Source organism: Nocardia sp. NPDC004068, from assembly GCF_042874315.1.
Classification (GTDB): Bacteria; Actinomycetota; Actinomycetes; order Mycobacteriales; family Mycobacteriaceae; genus Nocardia.
The window spans coordinates 68695-83420 of the sequence record NZ_JBIAMW010000007.1 but is presented as its reverse complement, the minus strand read 5'-3'; the positions used below and the strand labels follow the sequence as shown (position 1 = coordinate 83420).

Annotated in this window: 13 protein-coding genes and 1 pseudogene; 10 read left to right on the top strand and 4 right to left on the bottom strand. The window is 69.3% G+C overall.

The window, feature by feature from the left end; genetic code table 11:
- Nucleotides 1-51: 51 nt before the first annotated feature.
- The gene (locus ACFYTQ_RS19180; RefSeq protein WP_387362480.1) at nucleotides 52-597 is read left to right on the top strand and encodes a histidine phosphatase family protein; all 546 of its coding nucleotides are present in this window, start codon (nucleotides 52-54) and stop codon (nucleotides 595-597) included.
- On the opposite strand, the gene ACFYTQ_RS19175 is transcribed toward ACFYTQ_RS19180, so the two are convergent.
- Nucleotides 548-1183, bottom strand: a complete 636-nt coding sequence (locus tag ACFYTQ_RS19175; protein ID WP_387362478.1) for a TetR/AcrR family transcriptional regulator — start codon at nucleotides 1181-1183, stop codon at nucleotides 548-550. The two genes, ACFYTQ_RS19180 and ACFYTQ_RS19175, sit on opposite strands and share 50 nt — an antisense overlap.
- Before the next feature lie 68 nt (nucleotides 1184-1251).
- Here ACFYTQ_RS19175 and ACFYTQ_RS19170 point away from each other — a divergent pair.
- Nucleotides 1252-2207, top strand: a pseudogene (locus tag ACFYTQ_RS19170) (patatin-like phospholipase family protein).
- Entirely contained in the window at nucleotides 2204-3037 is an 834-nt protein-coding gene (locus ACFYTQ_RS19165) for an SDR family oxidoreductase (protein WP_387362476.1), read from the top strand. Before ACFYTQ_RS19170 ends, ACFYTQ_RS19165 begins: the two are co-directional and overlap by 4 nt.
- Nucleotides 3038-3183: 146 nt before the next feature.
- On the opposite strand, the gene ACFYTQ_RS19160 is transcribed toward ACFYTQ_RS19165, so the two are convergent.
- Nucleotides 3184-4713, bottom strand: coding sequence for an aldehyde dehydrogenase family protein (locus tag ACFYTQ_RS19160; RefSeq protein ID WP_387362475.1), 1530 nt, complete (start codon nucleotides 4711-4713; stop codon nucleotides 3184-3186).
- A gap of 87 nt (nucleotides 4714-4800) precedes the next feature.
- Between ACFYTQ_RS19160 and ACFYTQ_RS19155 the strand changes: the two genes are divergently transcribed.
- From ACFYTQ_RS19155 to ACFYTQ_RS19135, 5 genes are all read left to right on the top strand, one after another.
- Nucleotides 4801-5253, top strand: a complete 453-nt coding sequence (locus ACFYTQ_RS19155) for an Lrp/AsnC family transcriptional regulator (RefSeq protein ID WP_387362473.1) — start codon at nucleotides 4801-4803, stop codon at nucleotides 5251-5253.
- 68 nt (nucleotides 5254-5321) lie between these two features.
- Complete coding sequence (lat, locus tag ACFYTQ_RS19150; protein WP_387362471.1) at nucleotides 5322-6704, top strand: L-lysine 6-transaminase; 1383 nt, start codon at nucleotides 5322-5324, stop codon at nucleotides 6702-6704.
- A gap of 71 nt (nucleotides 6705-6775) precedes the next feature.
- Nucleotides 6776-8416 carry an acyl-CoA carboxylase subunit beta gene (locus ACFYTQ_RS19145; RefSeq protein WP_387362469.1) on the top strand — a complete coding sequence of 547 codons (1641 nt, stop codon included), beginning with the start codon at nucleotides 6776-6778 and terminating at the stop codon, nucleotides 8414-8416.
- A gap of 149 nt (nucleotides 8417-8565) precedes the next feature.
- Nucleotides 8566-8874 (top strand): acyl-CoA carboxylase subunit epsilon, encoded by a 309-nt coding sequence (locus ACFYTQ_RS19140; RefSeq protein ID WP_387362467.1) that lies wholly within the window; start codon nucleotides 8566-8568, stop codon nucleotides 8872-8874.
- Between the two features lies 1 nt (nucleotide 8875).
- On the top strand, nucleotides 8876-9544 hold the full coding sequence (locus tag ACFYTQ_RS19135; protein ID WP_387362465.1) for a Maf family nucleotide pyrophosphatase: 669 nt from the start codon (nucleotides 8876-8878) through the stop codon (nucleotides 9542-9544).
- On the opposite strand, the gene ACFYTQ_RS19130 is transcribed toward ACFYTQ_RS19135, so the two are convergent.
- Nucleotides 9455-10168, bottom strand: coding sequence for a helix-turn-helix transcriptional regulator (locus ACFYTQ_RS19130; RefSeq protein ID WP_387362463.1), 714 nt, complete (start codon nucleotides 10166-10168; stop codon nucleotides 9455-9457). The genes ACFYTQ_RS19135 and ACFYTQ_RS19130 overlap by 90 nt on opposite strands.
- Nucleotides 10169-10399: 231 nt before the next feature.
- On the opposite strand from ACFYTQ_RS19130, the gene ACFYTQ_RS19125 reads away from it, so the two are divergent.
- Together ACFYTQ_RS19125 and ACFYTQ_RS19120 are read left to right on the top strand one after the other, a co-directional pair.
- Nucleotides 10400-11329: a sulfurtransferase gene (locus ACFYTQ_RS19125; protein WP_387362462.1), complete on the top strand. Its 930-nt coding sequence runs from the start codon at nucleotides 10400-10402 to the stop codon at nucleotides 11327-11329.
- Between the two features lie 145 nt (nucleotides 11330-11474).
- Nucleotides 11475-13277, top strand: coding sequence for a biotin carboxylase N-terminal domain-containing protein (locus tag ACFYTQ_RS19120; RefSeq protein WP_387362460.1), 1803 nt, complete (start codon nucleotides 11475-11477; stop codon nucleotides 13275-13277).
- Between the two features lie 48 nt (nucleotides 13278-13325).
- On the opposite strand, the gene ACFYTQ_RS19115 is transcribed toward ACFYTQ_RS19120, so the two are convergent.
- Entirely contained in the window at nucleotides 13326-14723 is a 1398-nt protein-coding gene (locus ACFYTQ_RS19115) for a serine/threonine-protein kinase (RefSeq protein ID WP_387362458.1), read from the bottom strand.
- Nucleotides 14724-14726 lie beyond the last annotated feature (3 nt).

The following is a 14726-nucleotide window of genomic DNA, read 5'->3' as shown; positions in this document are numbered from 1 at the left end:
GGCGCGGCAATCACGACCCGCGCCGCCATCGAGCGCCGTACGCTTCGAACCGTGCAGAAGGTCCTCCGACTCGACCTCGTCAGTCACGGTATGACCGAAGCGATGCGCAAAGCTAGATTCCCGGTGGACGAACCGCTCACCGAGGCGGGCCGCCGGGCCGTTTCCGCGTGCGGGCGATTACCCGCGGCGCGGGTCCTCACCGCGCCCGAGCGCCGGGCGGTCGAGACCGCGGCGCTGCTGGGCCTGCTCGGCGACGAGGACGATCGGCTGCGCGATCTGGACGCCGGGGCCTGGCGGGGCGGGGAATTGCTGTCGGTGCCCCAGGACGAGCTCTACGCGTGGCTGACCGATCCGAAGTTCCGCGGGCACGGGGGTGAGTCGGTCGTCGACGTCCTCGAGCGGACGCGGGAGTGGCTCGACGACATGGCCGCCCAGGACGTGTCCACCATCGCGGTCACCCATCCGGCGGTCGTCCGCGCGGCGCTGCTGGTGACCCTCGACGCACCCGCGAAGTCGTTCTGGCGCATCGACATTCCGCCGCTGAGCGTCACTCGGCTGCACTATCGCGGCGAGTGGACGCTGCACTTCCGTTCGTAGCCGAGCGCAGCAGACCGCGGACCGCCGCGGTGATCAGGCGCGCGGACAGCGACGGATCCACCGCCCGCTGAATGCCCAGGCCCAATCCCGTACTCAACACCAGCGTGGCCGCGTCCTCGGCGGCCATCGGCAGCTCGACGCCGAGATCGCCGGCGAGGGCGTGCAATTGGGCGGCGACCGTGCCGCGCACCAGGCTCAGATCGGCGACCAGCGCGGCTTGGAGCGCGGGGTCGTCGCGGGCGACGATGGCGAATTCGAATTCCAGCATGGTCCAGCCCACGTCGCCGAGGGTGGCCTCGGCCCAGTCCTCCAGCCGCGCGAGGCGATCCTCCAGCGTGCCCGCGGTGCGCACGACCTCGCTCACCTCGGCGAACTTGGTCTCGTGAATGAGGGCCAGCACCTCGAGGCAGAGCTGGGATTTGGTGCGGAAGTTCGAGTAGACCGCGCCCTTGGAGTAGCCCGCCTCCTCGGCCACGCGTTCCAGGCTCGTGCGGGCGTAGCCCTCGGACAGGAACAGCGTCCGCGCGGTGTCGAGCAGTTCCGCGCGGGTGCGGGCCTGGCTTTCGGACCGGGTCAATCGGGGCATGGGGTGATTCTAGGGACGAGAGGTTTTGGGATACCGGTGGTATTTGAAGTCTGTTAGTGTGCGAAACCATGAGTAACGGCAATGGGGCCAGGCGCGGATTGGCGATCGGGTGCGGCGGCACCCTCGGGGCGGCGTGGACGGTGGCGGCGCTGGGGGCCGTGCGGGACGTGCTGGCGTGGGATCCGCGGGAGGCGGACGTGCTGATCGGGACGTCGGCGGGGCGGAGCTGGTGACCATGCTGGGCAGCGGGGTGGGCGTGGACGAGCTGCTGGATATGCAACGCGGACACGGCGATTCGGTGTTGGCGCGGCATCTGCGGGACGCGCCCGGGCGGTTTCCGCCGTTGCCGCGCCCGCGGCTGGGCTCGCCGCGGCACGGGCTGCGGACGTTGGCGTCGCCGCGGGTGCGGCGGGGGCAAGGGCTGTTGACGGCGGGCAGCGGGTTGTTGCCGGAGGGCGGGGGCGACGCGGCGTGGTTGCAGCGGCTGGCCGAGGAACTCGCGCCCGGCCGGGAGTGGGTGTCGCATCCGGCGACCTGGCTGGTGGCGATGGACTACGCGAGCGGGCGGCGGGTGGCGTTCGGGTCGCCGGGCGCGCCGACCGCGAATCTCGGTGCGGCGCTGCGGGCTTCGTGGGCGATTCCCGGCTGGTTTCCGCCGGTGACGATCGAGGGGCGGCGGTATGTCGACGGGGGCGCGGCCTCGACGGCGTCGGTGGATCTGCTGGGGGACGTGGAGCTGGACGAGGTCGTGGTGCTGGCGCCGATGGCGTCGGCGCGGCGGGAGCGGGTCGAGGGGCCGGGGCATCTGTTGGAGCGGCAGCTGCGGAATCGGATGAGCGCCAGGCTGTCTCGGGAGATCGCCGGGCTGCGGGCGCGGGGGACGAAGGTGCTGCGGATCGACGCGCGGGCGGAGGATCTCGCGGTGATGGGGGCCAATTTCATGGACGGACGGCGGCGGGTGGCGACGTTCGAGCACAGTCTGCGCAGCACTCGGCGCGCGGTGGAACAGGGAGTCTTCGCATGAATCTTTTCGGAAACGATTATCCGGCAATCGATTTGAACGGCGCGCGCGTGTTCGTCACCGGGGGCGGGCGCGGTATCGGCGCGGCGACCGCCGAGTCGTTCGCGCGGAAGGGGGCCGAGGTCGTGGTCGCCGATGTGGATCTCGCGGCGGCGCGGGACGTGGCCTCGGCGGTGCACGGGCGCGCGGTGCGGCTCGATGTCCGGGTTCGGGAGCAGTGGGACGCGGCGGTCGGCGAGGTGGGGCGGATCGATGTGCTGGTGAACAATGCCGGGGTGATGCCCGCCGGGGAGTTCCTGGCGGAGCCGGATGCGGTGGGGCGCACCACGATCGATGTGAACGTGTGGGGATTGATCCACGGCATGCGCGCGGTGGTGCCCGGCATGATCACCCGCGGGCGCGGTCACGTCGTCAATGTCGCCTCCCTCGCGGGCAAGGTGCCGCTGCCCGGCCTCGCGGTCTACAACGCGAGCAAGTTCGCCGCCGTGGGCCTGTCGGCCGCCACCCGTTTGGAATTCGCCGATCACGGCATCAGCGTCAGCTGCGTTCTCCCCTCGGCCGTCCGCACCCGCCTCTCCTCCGGCCTCACCCTCGGCCGCGGCCTCCCCACCGTCGACCCCGAGGACGTGGCCGCCGCCATCGTCAAAACCTGCCACACCCGCCGCCCCGAAACCCCCGTCCCCGCCTACCTGTCCCCCTTGGACCTGGCTCTCGCCGCAGCCCCCGAACCCGCCACCCGCCTGGTCCGCCGCCTCCTCAACGGCACCCGAGCCCTCCACCCCACCGACCCCACCACCCGAAACACCTACGAATCCGAAATCCGAACCCTCTAACGCCAAACCCCCTCAAAACGCCCACCCCCCAAAGCATTACGCCAACCCAGCCGCACCCTTTATCTGGATCCGCACCCTTTGTGGGGCCCTGAAACGGGTGCGGATTCGAATAAAGGGTGCGGCTGGGGTGGCTTACCTGGGGGTGGTCAGGTGAAGTGGATGCCTTGGGCGAGGGGGAGGTCGGGGGAGTAGTTGATGGTGTTGGTGGCTCGGCGCATGTAGGACTTCCAGGCGTCGGTGCCGGATTCTCGGCCGCCGCCGGTGTGTTTCTCGCCGCCGAAGGCGCCGCCGATCTCGGCGCCGGAGGTGCCTATGTTGACGTTGGCTATGCCGCAGTCGGAGCCCTCGGGGGAGAGGAAGAGTTCGGCCTCGCGTTGGTCGGTGGTGAAGATGGCCGACGACAGGCCCTGGGGGACGGCGTTGTGCAGGGTGATCGCGGTGTCGAAGTCGTCGTAGGTGAGGACGTAGAGGATGGGGGCGAAGGTTTCGGCGCGGACGAGGTCGGTCTGGGCGGGCATGCGGATCAGGGCGGGGCGGACGTAGTAGGCGTGCGGGTCGGGGCCCTCGACTCGGTCTCCGCCGCAGAGCACTTCGCCGCCGTCGGCCTCCGCGCGGGTGAGCGCCTCGCGCATGGCGGCGTAGGCGCGCTCGTTGATCAGCGGGCCGACCAAAACGCCGTCGTCGAGCGGATTGCCCACGCGCAGTTGGCGATACGCCTGTGCGATCCGGTCGACCAGCTCGTCCACCACCGACCTGTGCACGATGAGCCGCCGCAACGTCGTGCAGCGCTGTCCGGCCGTGCCCGCCGCCGCGAAAACGACGCCGCGCGTGGCCAATTCGAGATCCGCCGAGGGTGTCACCACGGCCGCGTTGTTCCCGCCCAACTCCAGCAGGCAGCGCCCGAACCGGGCCGCCACGCGCGGCGCGACCGCCTGCCCCATCCGCACCGAACCCGTCGCGCTCACCAACGCCACCCGCTCGTCGTCCACCAGCAGCGCGCCGACATCGCCCGCGCCCTGGATCAATTGGTGGATCTCGGGATCCGCCCCGACGTCCTCCGCCGCCCGCCGCACCAGCGTGTGACAGGCCAGCGCCGTCAACGGCGTCGTCTCCGACGGCTTCCACACCACCGTGTCCCCGCACACCAACGCGAGCGCGGTGTTCCAGGACCACACGGCCACCGGGAAGTTGAACGCCGACAACACCCCCACCACACCCAGCGGATGCCAGGTCTCCATCAGCCGGTGCCCGGGCCGCTCCGACGGCATCGTGTAACCGTAGAGCTGGCGCGACAATCCCACCGCGAACTCGCAGATGTCGATCATCTCCTGCGCCTCGCCGCGCGCCTCCGCGCCGATCTTGCCCGCCTCCAGCGTCACCAATTCGCCCAGCGCGCCGAGATGTTCGGTCAGCAGTTGTCCCAGCCGCCGCACCACCGCCGCCCGCACCGGCGCCGGCACGGTGCGCCAGGACCGAAACGCGTTGGCCGCCTTGTCGATCGCCGCGTCCACCTCCTGGGCCGAACTCGGCGCGAGCGTGGCCAGCTCACCGCCGGTGATCGGGGTACGGGCCGACAGCGGACCCGGTGCGGGCGGGGTGGCGCCCAACTCGCGCAGCAGTTGCTCGGCGCGGGCGCGCAGTTCGTCGGTCAATGGTGCGGTGGGTGCGGATGTCATCCATTTCTCCATGTGAGGCGGGAATCTTCGGACGGCCCGAGACCATGTTCCGGCCACGAGTTCGGTTCGCTGGGTTAGCCTTCGCTGATGGCGGATGCACCGACGAAAGCTGTTCTGGACGATATCGATCGACTCTTGATCCGCGAGCTGATGGCCGACGGTCGCGCCACGCTGTCGAATCTCGCGGAGAAGGCCAATCTGTCGGTGTCCGCGGTGCAATCGAGAGTTCGGCGGCTAGAGGCGCGCGGGGTGATCCGAGGCTATACCGCGAAGGTCGATCCGGAAGCCCTGGGACAACTGCTGTCGGCATTCGTCGCCATCACTCCTCTCGACCCGTCCCAACCCGACGACGCCCCCGCCCTGCTGCAACACATCCCCGGCATCGAGGAGTGCCACTCCGTGGCGGGCGACGAGAGCTACGTGCTACTGGTCCGGGTGGCCTCGCCGCGACACCTCGAACAGCTGTTGCAGGAGATCCGCGCGACCGCCAACGTCCGCACGCGCAGCACCATCATCCTCCAGACATTCTACGATCGTTAGCCGGAGATCGTTACTTTTTACGGTGTTTCCGTAGTGATGTCGTAAAAATTTACGTTAGCCTGGTTCGTGTGACCCTCGAACTGGAGCGGCCGGGGGCAGTCGCCGACGCGACGCCGGTCACCCCCGCCCGCGTACACGACATCCTGTCCGCGAACATCCTCGCCGACGGCTTCGACCTGGTGCTGGATCTGCGACGCTCGCAGGGCCGGCGCCTGGTCGACGCCCGGGACGGCACCGCGTATCTCGACATGTTCGGGTTCTTCGCGTCCTCGGCGCTGGGCATGAATCACCCCGCCCTGGCCGCCGACGACGAGTTCCGCGCCGAACTGACCACCGCGGCGCTGAACAAGCCCAGCAACTCCGATGTCTACACTGTCGAAATGGCGCGCTTCGTCGACACTTTCGCGCGCGTGCTCGGCGATCCCGCACTGCCGCACCGGTTCTTCATCGACGGCGGCGCCCTCGCGGTGGAGAACGCGCTCAAGGCCGCGTTCGACTGGAAGAGCCGCCACAACGAAATGCACGGCCGCTCAGGCGATCTCGGCACCAAGGTGTTGCATCTGACCGGCGCCTTCCACGGCCGCAGCGGCTACACGCTCTCGCTCACCAACACCGAACCGGTCAAGATCGCGCGCTTCCCGAAGTTCGATTGGCCGCGCATCGACACCCCGTACCGCACCGACGGCGTCGACATCGCCGCCGCCGAGCGCCGGGCCCTGGCGCAGGCCCGCGCCGCCTTCGCCGAAAACCCTTACGACATAGCGTGTTTCATCGCCGAGCCCATCCAGGGCGAGGGCGGCGACCGGCATCTGCGCGCGGAGTTCCTGCTCGCGATGCAGGAGCTGTGCCACGAATACGACGCGCTGTTCGTCCTCGACGAGGTGCAGACCGGCGCGGGCATGACCGGAAGTGCTTGGGCCTACCGGCAACTCGGCCTCGCGCCCGACATCGTGGCGTTCGGCAAGAAGACCCAGGTCTGCGGAATCATGGCGGGCCGGCGCGTGGACGAGGTGCCCGACAACGTCTTCCGGGTCAGCTCGCGGCTGAACTCCACCTGGGGCGGCAACCTCGCCGACATGGTCCGCGCCCGCCGCATCCTCGAGGTGATCGAACGCGACGGACTCATCGAGCACGCCGCGAAGCTCGGTCCCTATCTGCTGGATCGTCTCGAGGGGCTGGCCGCGCGGCACGTGGAGGTCACCGAACCGCGCGGGCGCGGGCTCATGTGTGCGATCACGCTGGCCTCGCCCGAACTGCGCGACGCCGTGGCCGCCGAACTCTACGAGCGCGAACGCGTCCTCATCCTCGGCACCGGCGAGCGCGGCCTGCGGTTCCGGCCGCCGCTGACCGTCACCGCGGAGGAACTCGACGAGGCCGTCGACGCGCTGGATCGGGTACTGAAGTCTTTGCTGCTCAGGGGCTTTCACCAGCGGTTTCTTACTGACGAGTAGCCAATAGCGGTACTCGCGGGTAGTGGATACTGGAATTTTCAGGAGGTCTCGGACTGGTTACACTCCCCGTCATGACGAGTGTCCAGCAGCAGCCTCAGCCGGGTTCGGCGGGCGCACCCGATATCCACACCACCGCCGGGAAGCTGGCCGATCTGCGCAACCGCATGGAAGAGGCCCAGCACCCGATGGGTGAGGCCGCGGTCGACAAGGTCCACGCCAAGGGCAAGATGACCGCGCGCGAACGGATTCTCGCACTGCTGGACGAGGGCTCGTTCGTGGAACTGGACGCGCTCGCCCGCCACCGCAGCGTCAACTTCGGCTTGGAGAACAACCGTCCGCTCGGCGACGGCGTGGTGACCGGCTACGGCACCATCGACGGCCGCGACGTCTGCATCTTCTCCCAGGACGCCACGGTCTTCGGCGGCAGCCTCGGCGAGGTGTACGGCGAGAAGATCGTCAAGGTCATGGATCTGGCGCTCAAGACCGGCCGCCCGTTGATCGGCATCAACGACGGTGCGGGAGCGCGCATTCAGGAGGGCGTGGTCTCGCTCGGCCTCTACGGCGAGATCTTCCACCGCAACATCCAGGCCTCCGGCGTGATCCCGCAGATCTCGTTGATCATGGGCGCGGCCGCGGGCGGGCACGTCTACTCCCCGGCGCTCACCGACTTCGTCGTCATGGTCGACGAGACCAGCCAGATGTTCATCACCGGACCGGACGTCATCAAGACCGTCACCGGTGAAGAGGTCACCATGGAGGAGCTGGGCGGCGCCCACACCCACATGGTCAAGTCGGGCACGGCCCACTACGTGGCCTCCGGCGAGCAGGACGCCCTGGACTGGGTCAAGGATCTGCTGAGCTACCTGCCCAGCAACAACCGCGCCGAGGCCCCGCGCTTCCCGGCCAGCGATCCGATCGAGGGCGCGATCGAGGAGTCGCTGACCGAGGAGGACCTCGAGCTCGACACGATCATCCCGGACTCGCCGAACCAGCCCTACGACATGCACGAGATCATCCGGCGACTGCTCGACGACGACGAGTTCCTCGAGGTGCAGGCCGAACGCGCGATGAACGTCATCGTCGGCTTCGGTCGCATCGACGGCCGCAGCGTCGGCATCGTGGCCAACCAGCCCACCCAGTTCGCTGGCTGCCTCGACATCGACGCCTCGGAGAAGGCCGCGCGGTTCGTGCGGACCTGCGACGCGTTCAACGTCCCGATCATCACCCTGGTCGACGTCCCCGGCTTCCTGCCCGGCACCGGCCAGGAATACAACGGCATCATCCGGCGCGGGGCCAAGCTGCTCTACGCCTACGGCGAGGCCACGGTCGGCAAGATCACGATCATCACCCGCAAGGCCTACGGCGGCGCCTACGACGTCATGGGCTCCAAGCACATGGGCGCGGACGTGAACCTGGCCTGGCCCACCGCGCAGATCGCGGTCATGGGCGCGTCGGGCGCGGTCGGCTTCGTCTACCGCAAGCAGTTGCAGCAGGCCGCGGCCGAGGGCGCCGACGTCGACGCGCTGCGCCTGGAGTTGCAGAACGAGTACGAGGACACGCTGGTCAACCCCTACGTGGCCGCCGAACGCGGCTATGTGGACGCGGTCATCCCGCCCTCGCACACGCGCGGACAGATCGTGTCGGCCCTGCGGTTGCTCGAGCGGAAGATGGTCACCCTGCCGCCGAAGAAGCACGGCAACATTCCGCTGTGATCGGACGATATGCGCGGTGAAAGGGACAAACTGTGAAATGTCCAACAGATCTCTCTCGATCAGTGTGAACCGGCTCGTTCGGGTCAAGATGGAAAGAGATGGACGCCGACCCCACCCGGGTCCGGCACCTGACAGGAGGAGCTGGCGCTGTGACGGCTGTGGCTGATGAAGAAGTTTTGCGCGCCGCGGAGCTGGATCTGGCGGCCGATGATCTCGCCGCGATGGAACCGCTGGTCGCCGATGCCGAATCGGACGCGGGACCCGTCATCCGGATCCTGAAGGGCGCGCCCACCGACGACGAGATCGCCGCCCTGGTGTGCGTGCTGACCGCCGCGGCCGCGAGCGCCGACTCCGCGCCGGAGCCGCGCGGCCCGATCGATCTGTGGGGACGGCCGACGTTCATGCATCGCGGCACGGTCCCGTTCTCGCCGTACGCGTTCGGCTTCCCGAACGCCTGACGTGACCCGATTCGTTCTCGCCTCGGCCTCGCCCGCGCGGTTGCAGGTGTTGCGCTCGGCCGGGGTCACCCCGGTGGTCCGGGTCTCCGACGTGGACGAGGACGCGGTGGCCGCGGCCCTGCCCGCCGGGACCGCGCCCGCCGATGTGGTGGTCGCCCTGGCCAGTGCCAAGGCCGAGGCCGTCGCCGCCGCCCTGATCGCCGAGGACGCCGACGTGATCGCGGATTGCGTTGTGGTGGGCTGTGATTCGATGCTGCTGCTCGACGGCGAACTCCAGGGCAAACCGCTGACCGCCGAGGTGGCCCGCAAGCGCTGGGCCGTGATGGCCGGGCGCGCGGCCGAACTGCTGACCGGGCACTGCGTGCTGCGCCTGCGCGAGGGCCGCATCGTCGCGCTGGCCCACGACTGTTGCGGCACCATGGTCGAATTCGGCACGCCCGACCCCGACGAGCTGGACGCCTACATCGCCACCGGCGAGCCGTTGCGGGTGGCCGGGGCCTTCACCCTCGACGCCCGCGGCGGCTGGTTCGTCGAGGGCCTGCGCGGCGATCCGTCCAGTGTGATCGGGATCGGCCTGCCGCTACTTCGTCGACTGCTTCGCGACGTGGGCGTCTCCGTTGCGCAATTGTGGGTCGGCGGTACGCAATTGGGGAGCGACCCGGCCTCCTGAGGGCGTCGCGATGCGCGGCTCGCCGGTCTCGGGCCGGGCGTCGGGCATGGTCGCGGCATCGGGCACCAGCACGGTCCGCAGCGCCTCGAGCCGGGCCACGCACAGTTCGGGCTGCACGAACGGATGCAGCCGCACGTTCACCGTGTCCCGGCCGCCGTTGCGGTCGATCACCTCGCGCATCAATCCCAGATGCACCCCGCACACGACCTCCGAATGGGTGCGGGCCAGATCGCGCAGCGGGCAGGCCGTCATCCGGATCAGCACCTGATCGCCGGTCTCGCTTCCGGGGTCCCGCTCGGGGGCGTAGCCCAGTTCGGACATCATCGTCATGGTGGCGTCCTTGGCGTCGTCGAGCGAGGTGATGGGTTGTTCCATCGTCTCGAGTCGCGCGCCCCATGCCCGCCCGGCCGCGATGGCCGCGTCCGAGCGCCGCCGCGGATCCGACCCGAGCTGATCGGCCAGCACCTGGGCCAGATCCTGGTAGCCGACCGATCGCTGAACGGCGGTGTACCCGATGCGCGGACGGCCGCGCCCGCGTGGCGGCTGCTGGAACTGCCGCACCAGCGACTCACGCGTCAACACGTCCAGGTGGAAGCGCACCGTGGTCACGTGCTGCCCGGTCACTCTCGCGAGTTCCTGGGCATCGAGAGGCTCGCTGGCGCCACGCAGGATCGCGAGCAGGCGCCGTCGTGGCCAAGAATCGGACATAGCTCACCCCTCCTCCCAGGAGACTTTATCGGATGGAGCTGCGACTTAATCGAGCTTCACCAGATTCGTGATGTGAAACCGGTTGCTGTCGGTTCCCCGCCTACCATCGGAGAGGAACCGCTGACTCACAACGAAGGACCGACCATCGTGCCCGTCGCCCCGGACCCGCATCACTCCTTCGGCGCCCACGCCTATCCTCACCGACTAGTAACCACAGAGTGGCTGTCGGCAAACATCGGCGCGCCGGGATTGCGGATCGTCGAGGCCGACGAGGACATCCTGCTATACGACATCGGCCATGTCCCGGGTGCTGTCAAGATCGACTGGCGGGCCGAGCTTACCGACCCGGACACCCGGGACGTGGTCGATAGCGTCCGTTTCGCGGAATTGATGCGAGCCAAGGGCATCGAGCGCGACGACACGGTGGTCCTCTACGGCGACAAGGGCAACGGTACGGCCGCGGCGGCGCTGTGGGTCTTCGCCCTGTTCGGCCATCCGGACGTGCGGTTGCTCGACGGCGGTCGGGACGCGTGGATCTCCGAGGCGCGCGACACCACCTTCGAGGTGCCCGCAGTCGGGTTGGGCGACTACCCGGTGGTCGAGCGCGACGACCCGCCCGCGCGCGTGTTCCTCGACGAGGTCCGCGCGCTGGTGAATTCGGCCGACCGCGCGGCCGCCCTGCTGGATGTGCGTGCGGCCGAGGAGTATTCGGGGGAATGCGATCGAATCCGCGACCGCCCCGAGGAACAGTCGTTGCGCGCGGGCCACATTCCGACGGCGGTGAACATTCCGTGGAATCGAGCGCTCGCCGCGGACGGCCGGTTCCGTTCCCGCGCCGAATTGGATCGGATCTACGAGGAGTTCCGCGCGGCACCCGAAACGATCGTCTACTGCCGCATCGGGGAACGGTCCGCGCACACCTGGTTCGTGCTGACCGCCCTGCTCGGGCTGGCGAACGTTCGTAATTACGACGGTTCCTGGACCGAATGGGGAAATGCTGTGCGAACTCCCATGGTCAAGGGCGCTGAACCCGGTGAGGTGTCCGAACTCTCGTCCCAGGCGGCGGGCGCGGCGTAAAGTCCCGGCTTGCCATTCGGCGAGACTGTTGTTCATATCACTTGGCGGGACTACTGTTCAGTAGCCCCTAGCCCGGTGCGGAGTCTGTTGGCAGACTGCCTACACTCGCTCCAGACGAAAGTTGTCCACAGCATCAGGAGGCTCAGTGCCCAGCCACGCCAGCGCGCAGATCACGAAGGTTTTGATCGCGAATCGGGGCGAGATCGCGGTGCGGGTCATCCGGGCCGCGAAGGATGCCGGTCTCGCCAGTGTCGCGGTGTACGCCGAGCCCGATGCCGAGGCCCCGTTCGTGAAGCTCGCCGACGAGGCGTTCGCGCTGGGTGGTCAGACCTCCGCCGAGTCGTACCTGGTCTTCGACAAGATCTTGGACGCGGCCCGCAAGTCGGGCGCCGACGCCATCCACCCCGGTTACGGATTCCTCTCGGAGAACGCCGATTTCGCGCAGGCCGTGCTCGATGCCGGTCTGATCTGGATCGGGCCGAGCCCGCAGTCGATCCGCGATCTGGGTGACAAGGTGACCGCGCGGCACATCGCCGAGCGCGCCCAGGCGCCGATGGCCGCGGGCACGAAGGATCCGGTGAAGAACGCGGCCGAGGTGGTCGAGTTCGCGAAGCAGTACGGGGTCCCCGTGGCCATCAAGGCCGCCTTCGGCGGTGGTGGTCGCGGCATGAAGGTGGCCCACACCATCGAGGAGATCCCGGAGCTGTTCGACTCGGCCACCCGTGAGGCGACCGCGGCGTTCGGTCGCGGTGAATGCTTCGTCGAGCAGTACCTGGACAAGGCCCGGCACGTCGAGGCGCAGGTGCTCGCCGATCAGCACGGCAATGTCATCGTCGCGGGCACCCGCGACTGCTCGCTGCAACGGCGGTTTCAGAAGCTGGTCGAGGAGGCCCCGGCCCCCTTCCTGTCCGATGAGGTGCGCGCCAAGATCCACGAGTCGGCCAAGCGGATCTGCCGCGAGGCCGGGTACTACGGCGCGGGTACGGTCGAGTACCTGGTGCAGGGCGAGACCGTCTCGTTCCTCGAGGTCAACACCCGCTTGCAGGTCGAGCATCCGGTGACCGAGGAGACCTCGGGAATCGACCTGGTGCGCTGGCAGTTCCGCATCGCCAACGGCGAGCAGCTGACCATCACCGAGGATCCGACCCCGCGCGGGCACGCCATCGAGTTCCGCATCAACGGCGAGGACGCGGGCCGCAACTTCCTGCCCGCCCCCGGCCCGGTGACCGTGTACAAGGAGCCCACCGGCCCCGGCGTGCGGATGGATTCCGGTGTGGTCGCCGGTTCGGTGATCGGCGGGCAGTTCGACTCGATGCTGGCCAAGCTGATCGTCTGGGGTGAGACCCGCACCCAGGCGCTGGAGCGGGCGCGGCGCGCGCTCGACGAGTACGAGATCGAGGGCCTGGCGACGGTGCTGCCGTTCCATCGCCACATCGTGAGCAACCCGGCGTTCATCGGCGACGGCACCAAGTTCGACGTCTACACCAAGTGGATCGAAACCGATTGGGACAACCCGATTCCGCCCTACACCGGCGCCCAGCCGATCGAGGACGAGGACGAGGCGCCGCGGCAGAAGGTCGTGGTCGAGGTCGGTGGTCGTCGGCTCGAGGTGTCGCTGCCGGGTCAGTTCTCCGTCGGCGCGGGCGCGGCCGGTGCGGGCGGCAACGGCGCGGGCGTGGTCCGCAAGAAGCCCAAGCCCCGCAAGCGCGGTGGCGCGAGCGCGGGCGCGGCGTCCGGCGACGCGGTGACCGCGCCCATGCAGGGCACGGTCGTCAAGGTCGCGGTCGAGGAGGGCCAGACCGTCGAGGCGGGTGACCTGATCGTGGTGCTCGAGGCCATGAAGATGGAGAACCCGGTCACCGCCCACAAGGCCGGTGTGGTCAGCGGGCTGGCCGTGGCGGCCGGGGCCGCCATCACCCAGGGCACGGTGCTCGCCGAAATCAAGTAGGCGACAACGGTTTCCGAGGCCCGTCCGCACCCGCGGACGGGCCTCGCGTCATTTGTCCTTCTTCTCCTTCTTGTCGTGGCCCGGCGGATTGCCGTGGCCCGCGGGGTTTCCGGGTTTGTCGTCCTTCGGCTGGTTCTGGGAGATGCCCGGAATCTGGAATGGCGGGGTGCCGAAACCCGGCGGCACGGGAATGGTCATGGTCGGCGGGGGCGGCGCGTCGGTCGTGGTCTGTTCGATCGGGGACGTGGGCGCGGGCGCGGGCGCGACGCTCGCCGGGGGTGTGGCGGGAGGCGTGGTGGATCGTGCGTTTCCGTCGCGGGTGAGCAGGGCCGTGCCGAGTGCGATGGCCGCGAAGACGACCAACGCCCCGAACGCGAGCGCCGCCACCTTCACCGCCGTCCCGGTCGAGGCGCGGCGTCCGGTGCCGTCCCATGTGGTCAACAGCCGCGTGCCGGGTGCGTCGGCGGCGGCCGGTCCGGCGTCGCGCGCCGCGTCGAAGCGCCCGCCGGGTTCGGCGGCGAGGCCCGGACCTGGACGACCGGGCCGCACGGCCGCGGGCGGGTAGCCCTGGGCCCTGGCGCCCAGCACCGAGGTCGGCGCGCTCGCGTCCGCGTCGAGCACCGGCGGAACACGCGAGGTCACCGCGCCCGCACCGATGGCCGCCCTGGCCGCGGCGGCCAGTTCGCCCGCACTGCGGTACCGCTCGTCGGCGCTCTTGGCCATGCCCCGGGCGATCACCGCGTCCAAGGCTTGCGGCACAGCGGGATTCAGGGCGCGGGCGCTCGGCGGGGCCTCGTGCAGATGCGCGTGCAACTGCCGCACCGGATCGGTGTCGCCGAAAGGTCTTTCCGCCGTGAGGCATTCGTAGAGCACACAGGCCAGCGAGTAGATGTCGGACCGGGCGTCGCCGTGCCCGGAGAACCGTTCCGGGGCCATGTAGGCGAGCGTGCCGACCGTGAACCCGGTCGCGGTGATCGTGGTGTGATGCGCGGCGCGGGCGATCCCGAAGTCGATGAGATACGCGAACCCGCTGGCGTGCACGATGACATTGGCCGGTTTGACGTCGCGATGGACCAGCCCGGCCGCGTGCGCGGCATCCAGGGCCGAGGCGACCTGGGCGATCACGTCCACCGCCGCGTCGACGTCCATCGGCCCCGACCGCAACCGCGCGGCGAGGTCGACGCCCGGAATGTAGGCCATCGCCAGGAACAGCCGCCCGTCCCGCTCACCGAAATCGAAGATCGGCACGATGTGCGGATCGGCCAGATCGGCCCCGATGCGGGCCTCCCGCTCGAAGCGCCGCCGATAGTCCGGCTCGTCCGCGGTGACCGAGAGGATCTTCAACGCGACGACGCGGCCGGTGTCGTCGCAGGCGCGCCACACCTCGCCCACCGAGCCTCGCCCGATCAGCCCGTCGAGCCGATACCTCCCGAACCACCGCGTCACCGT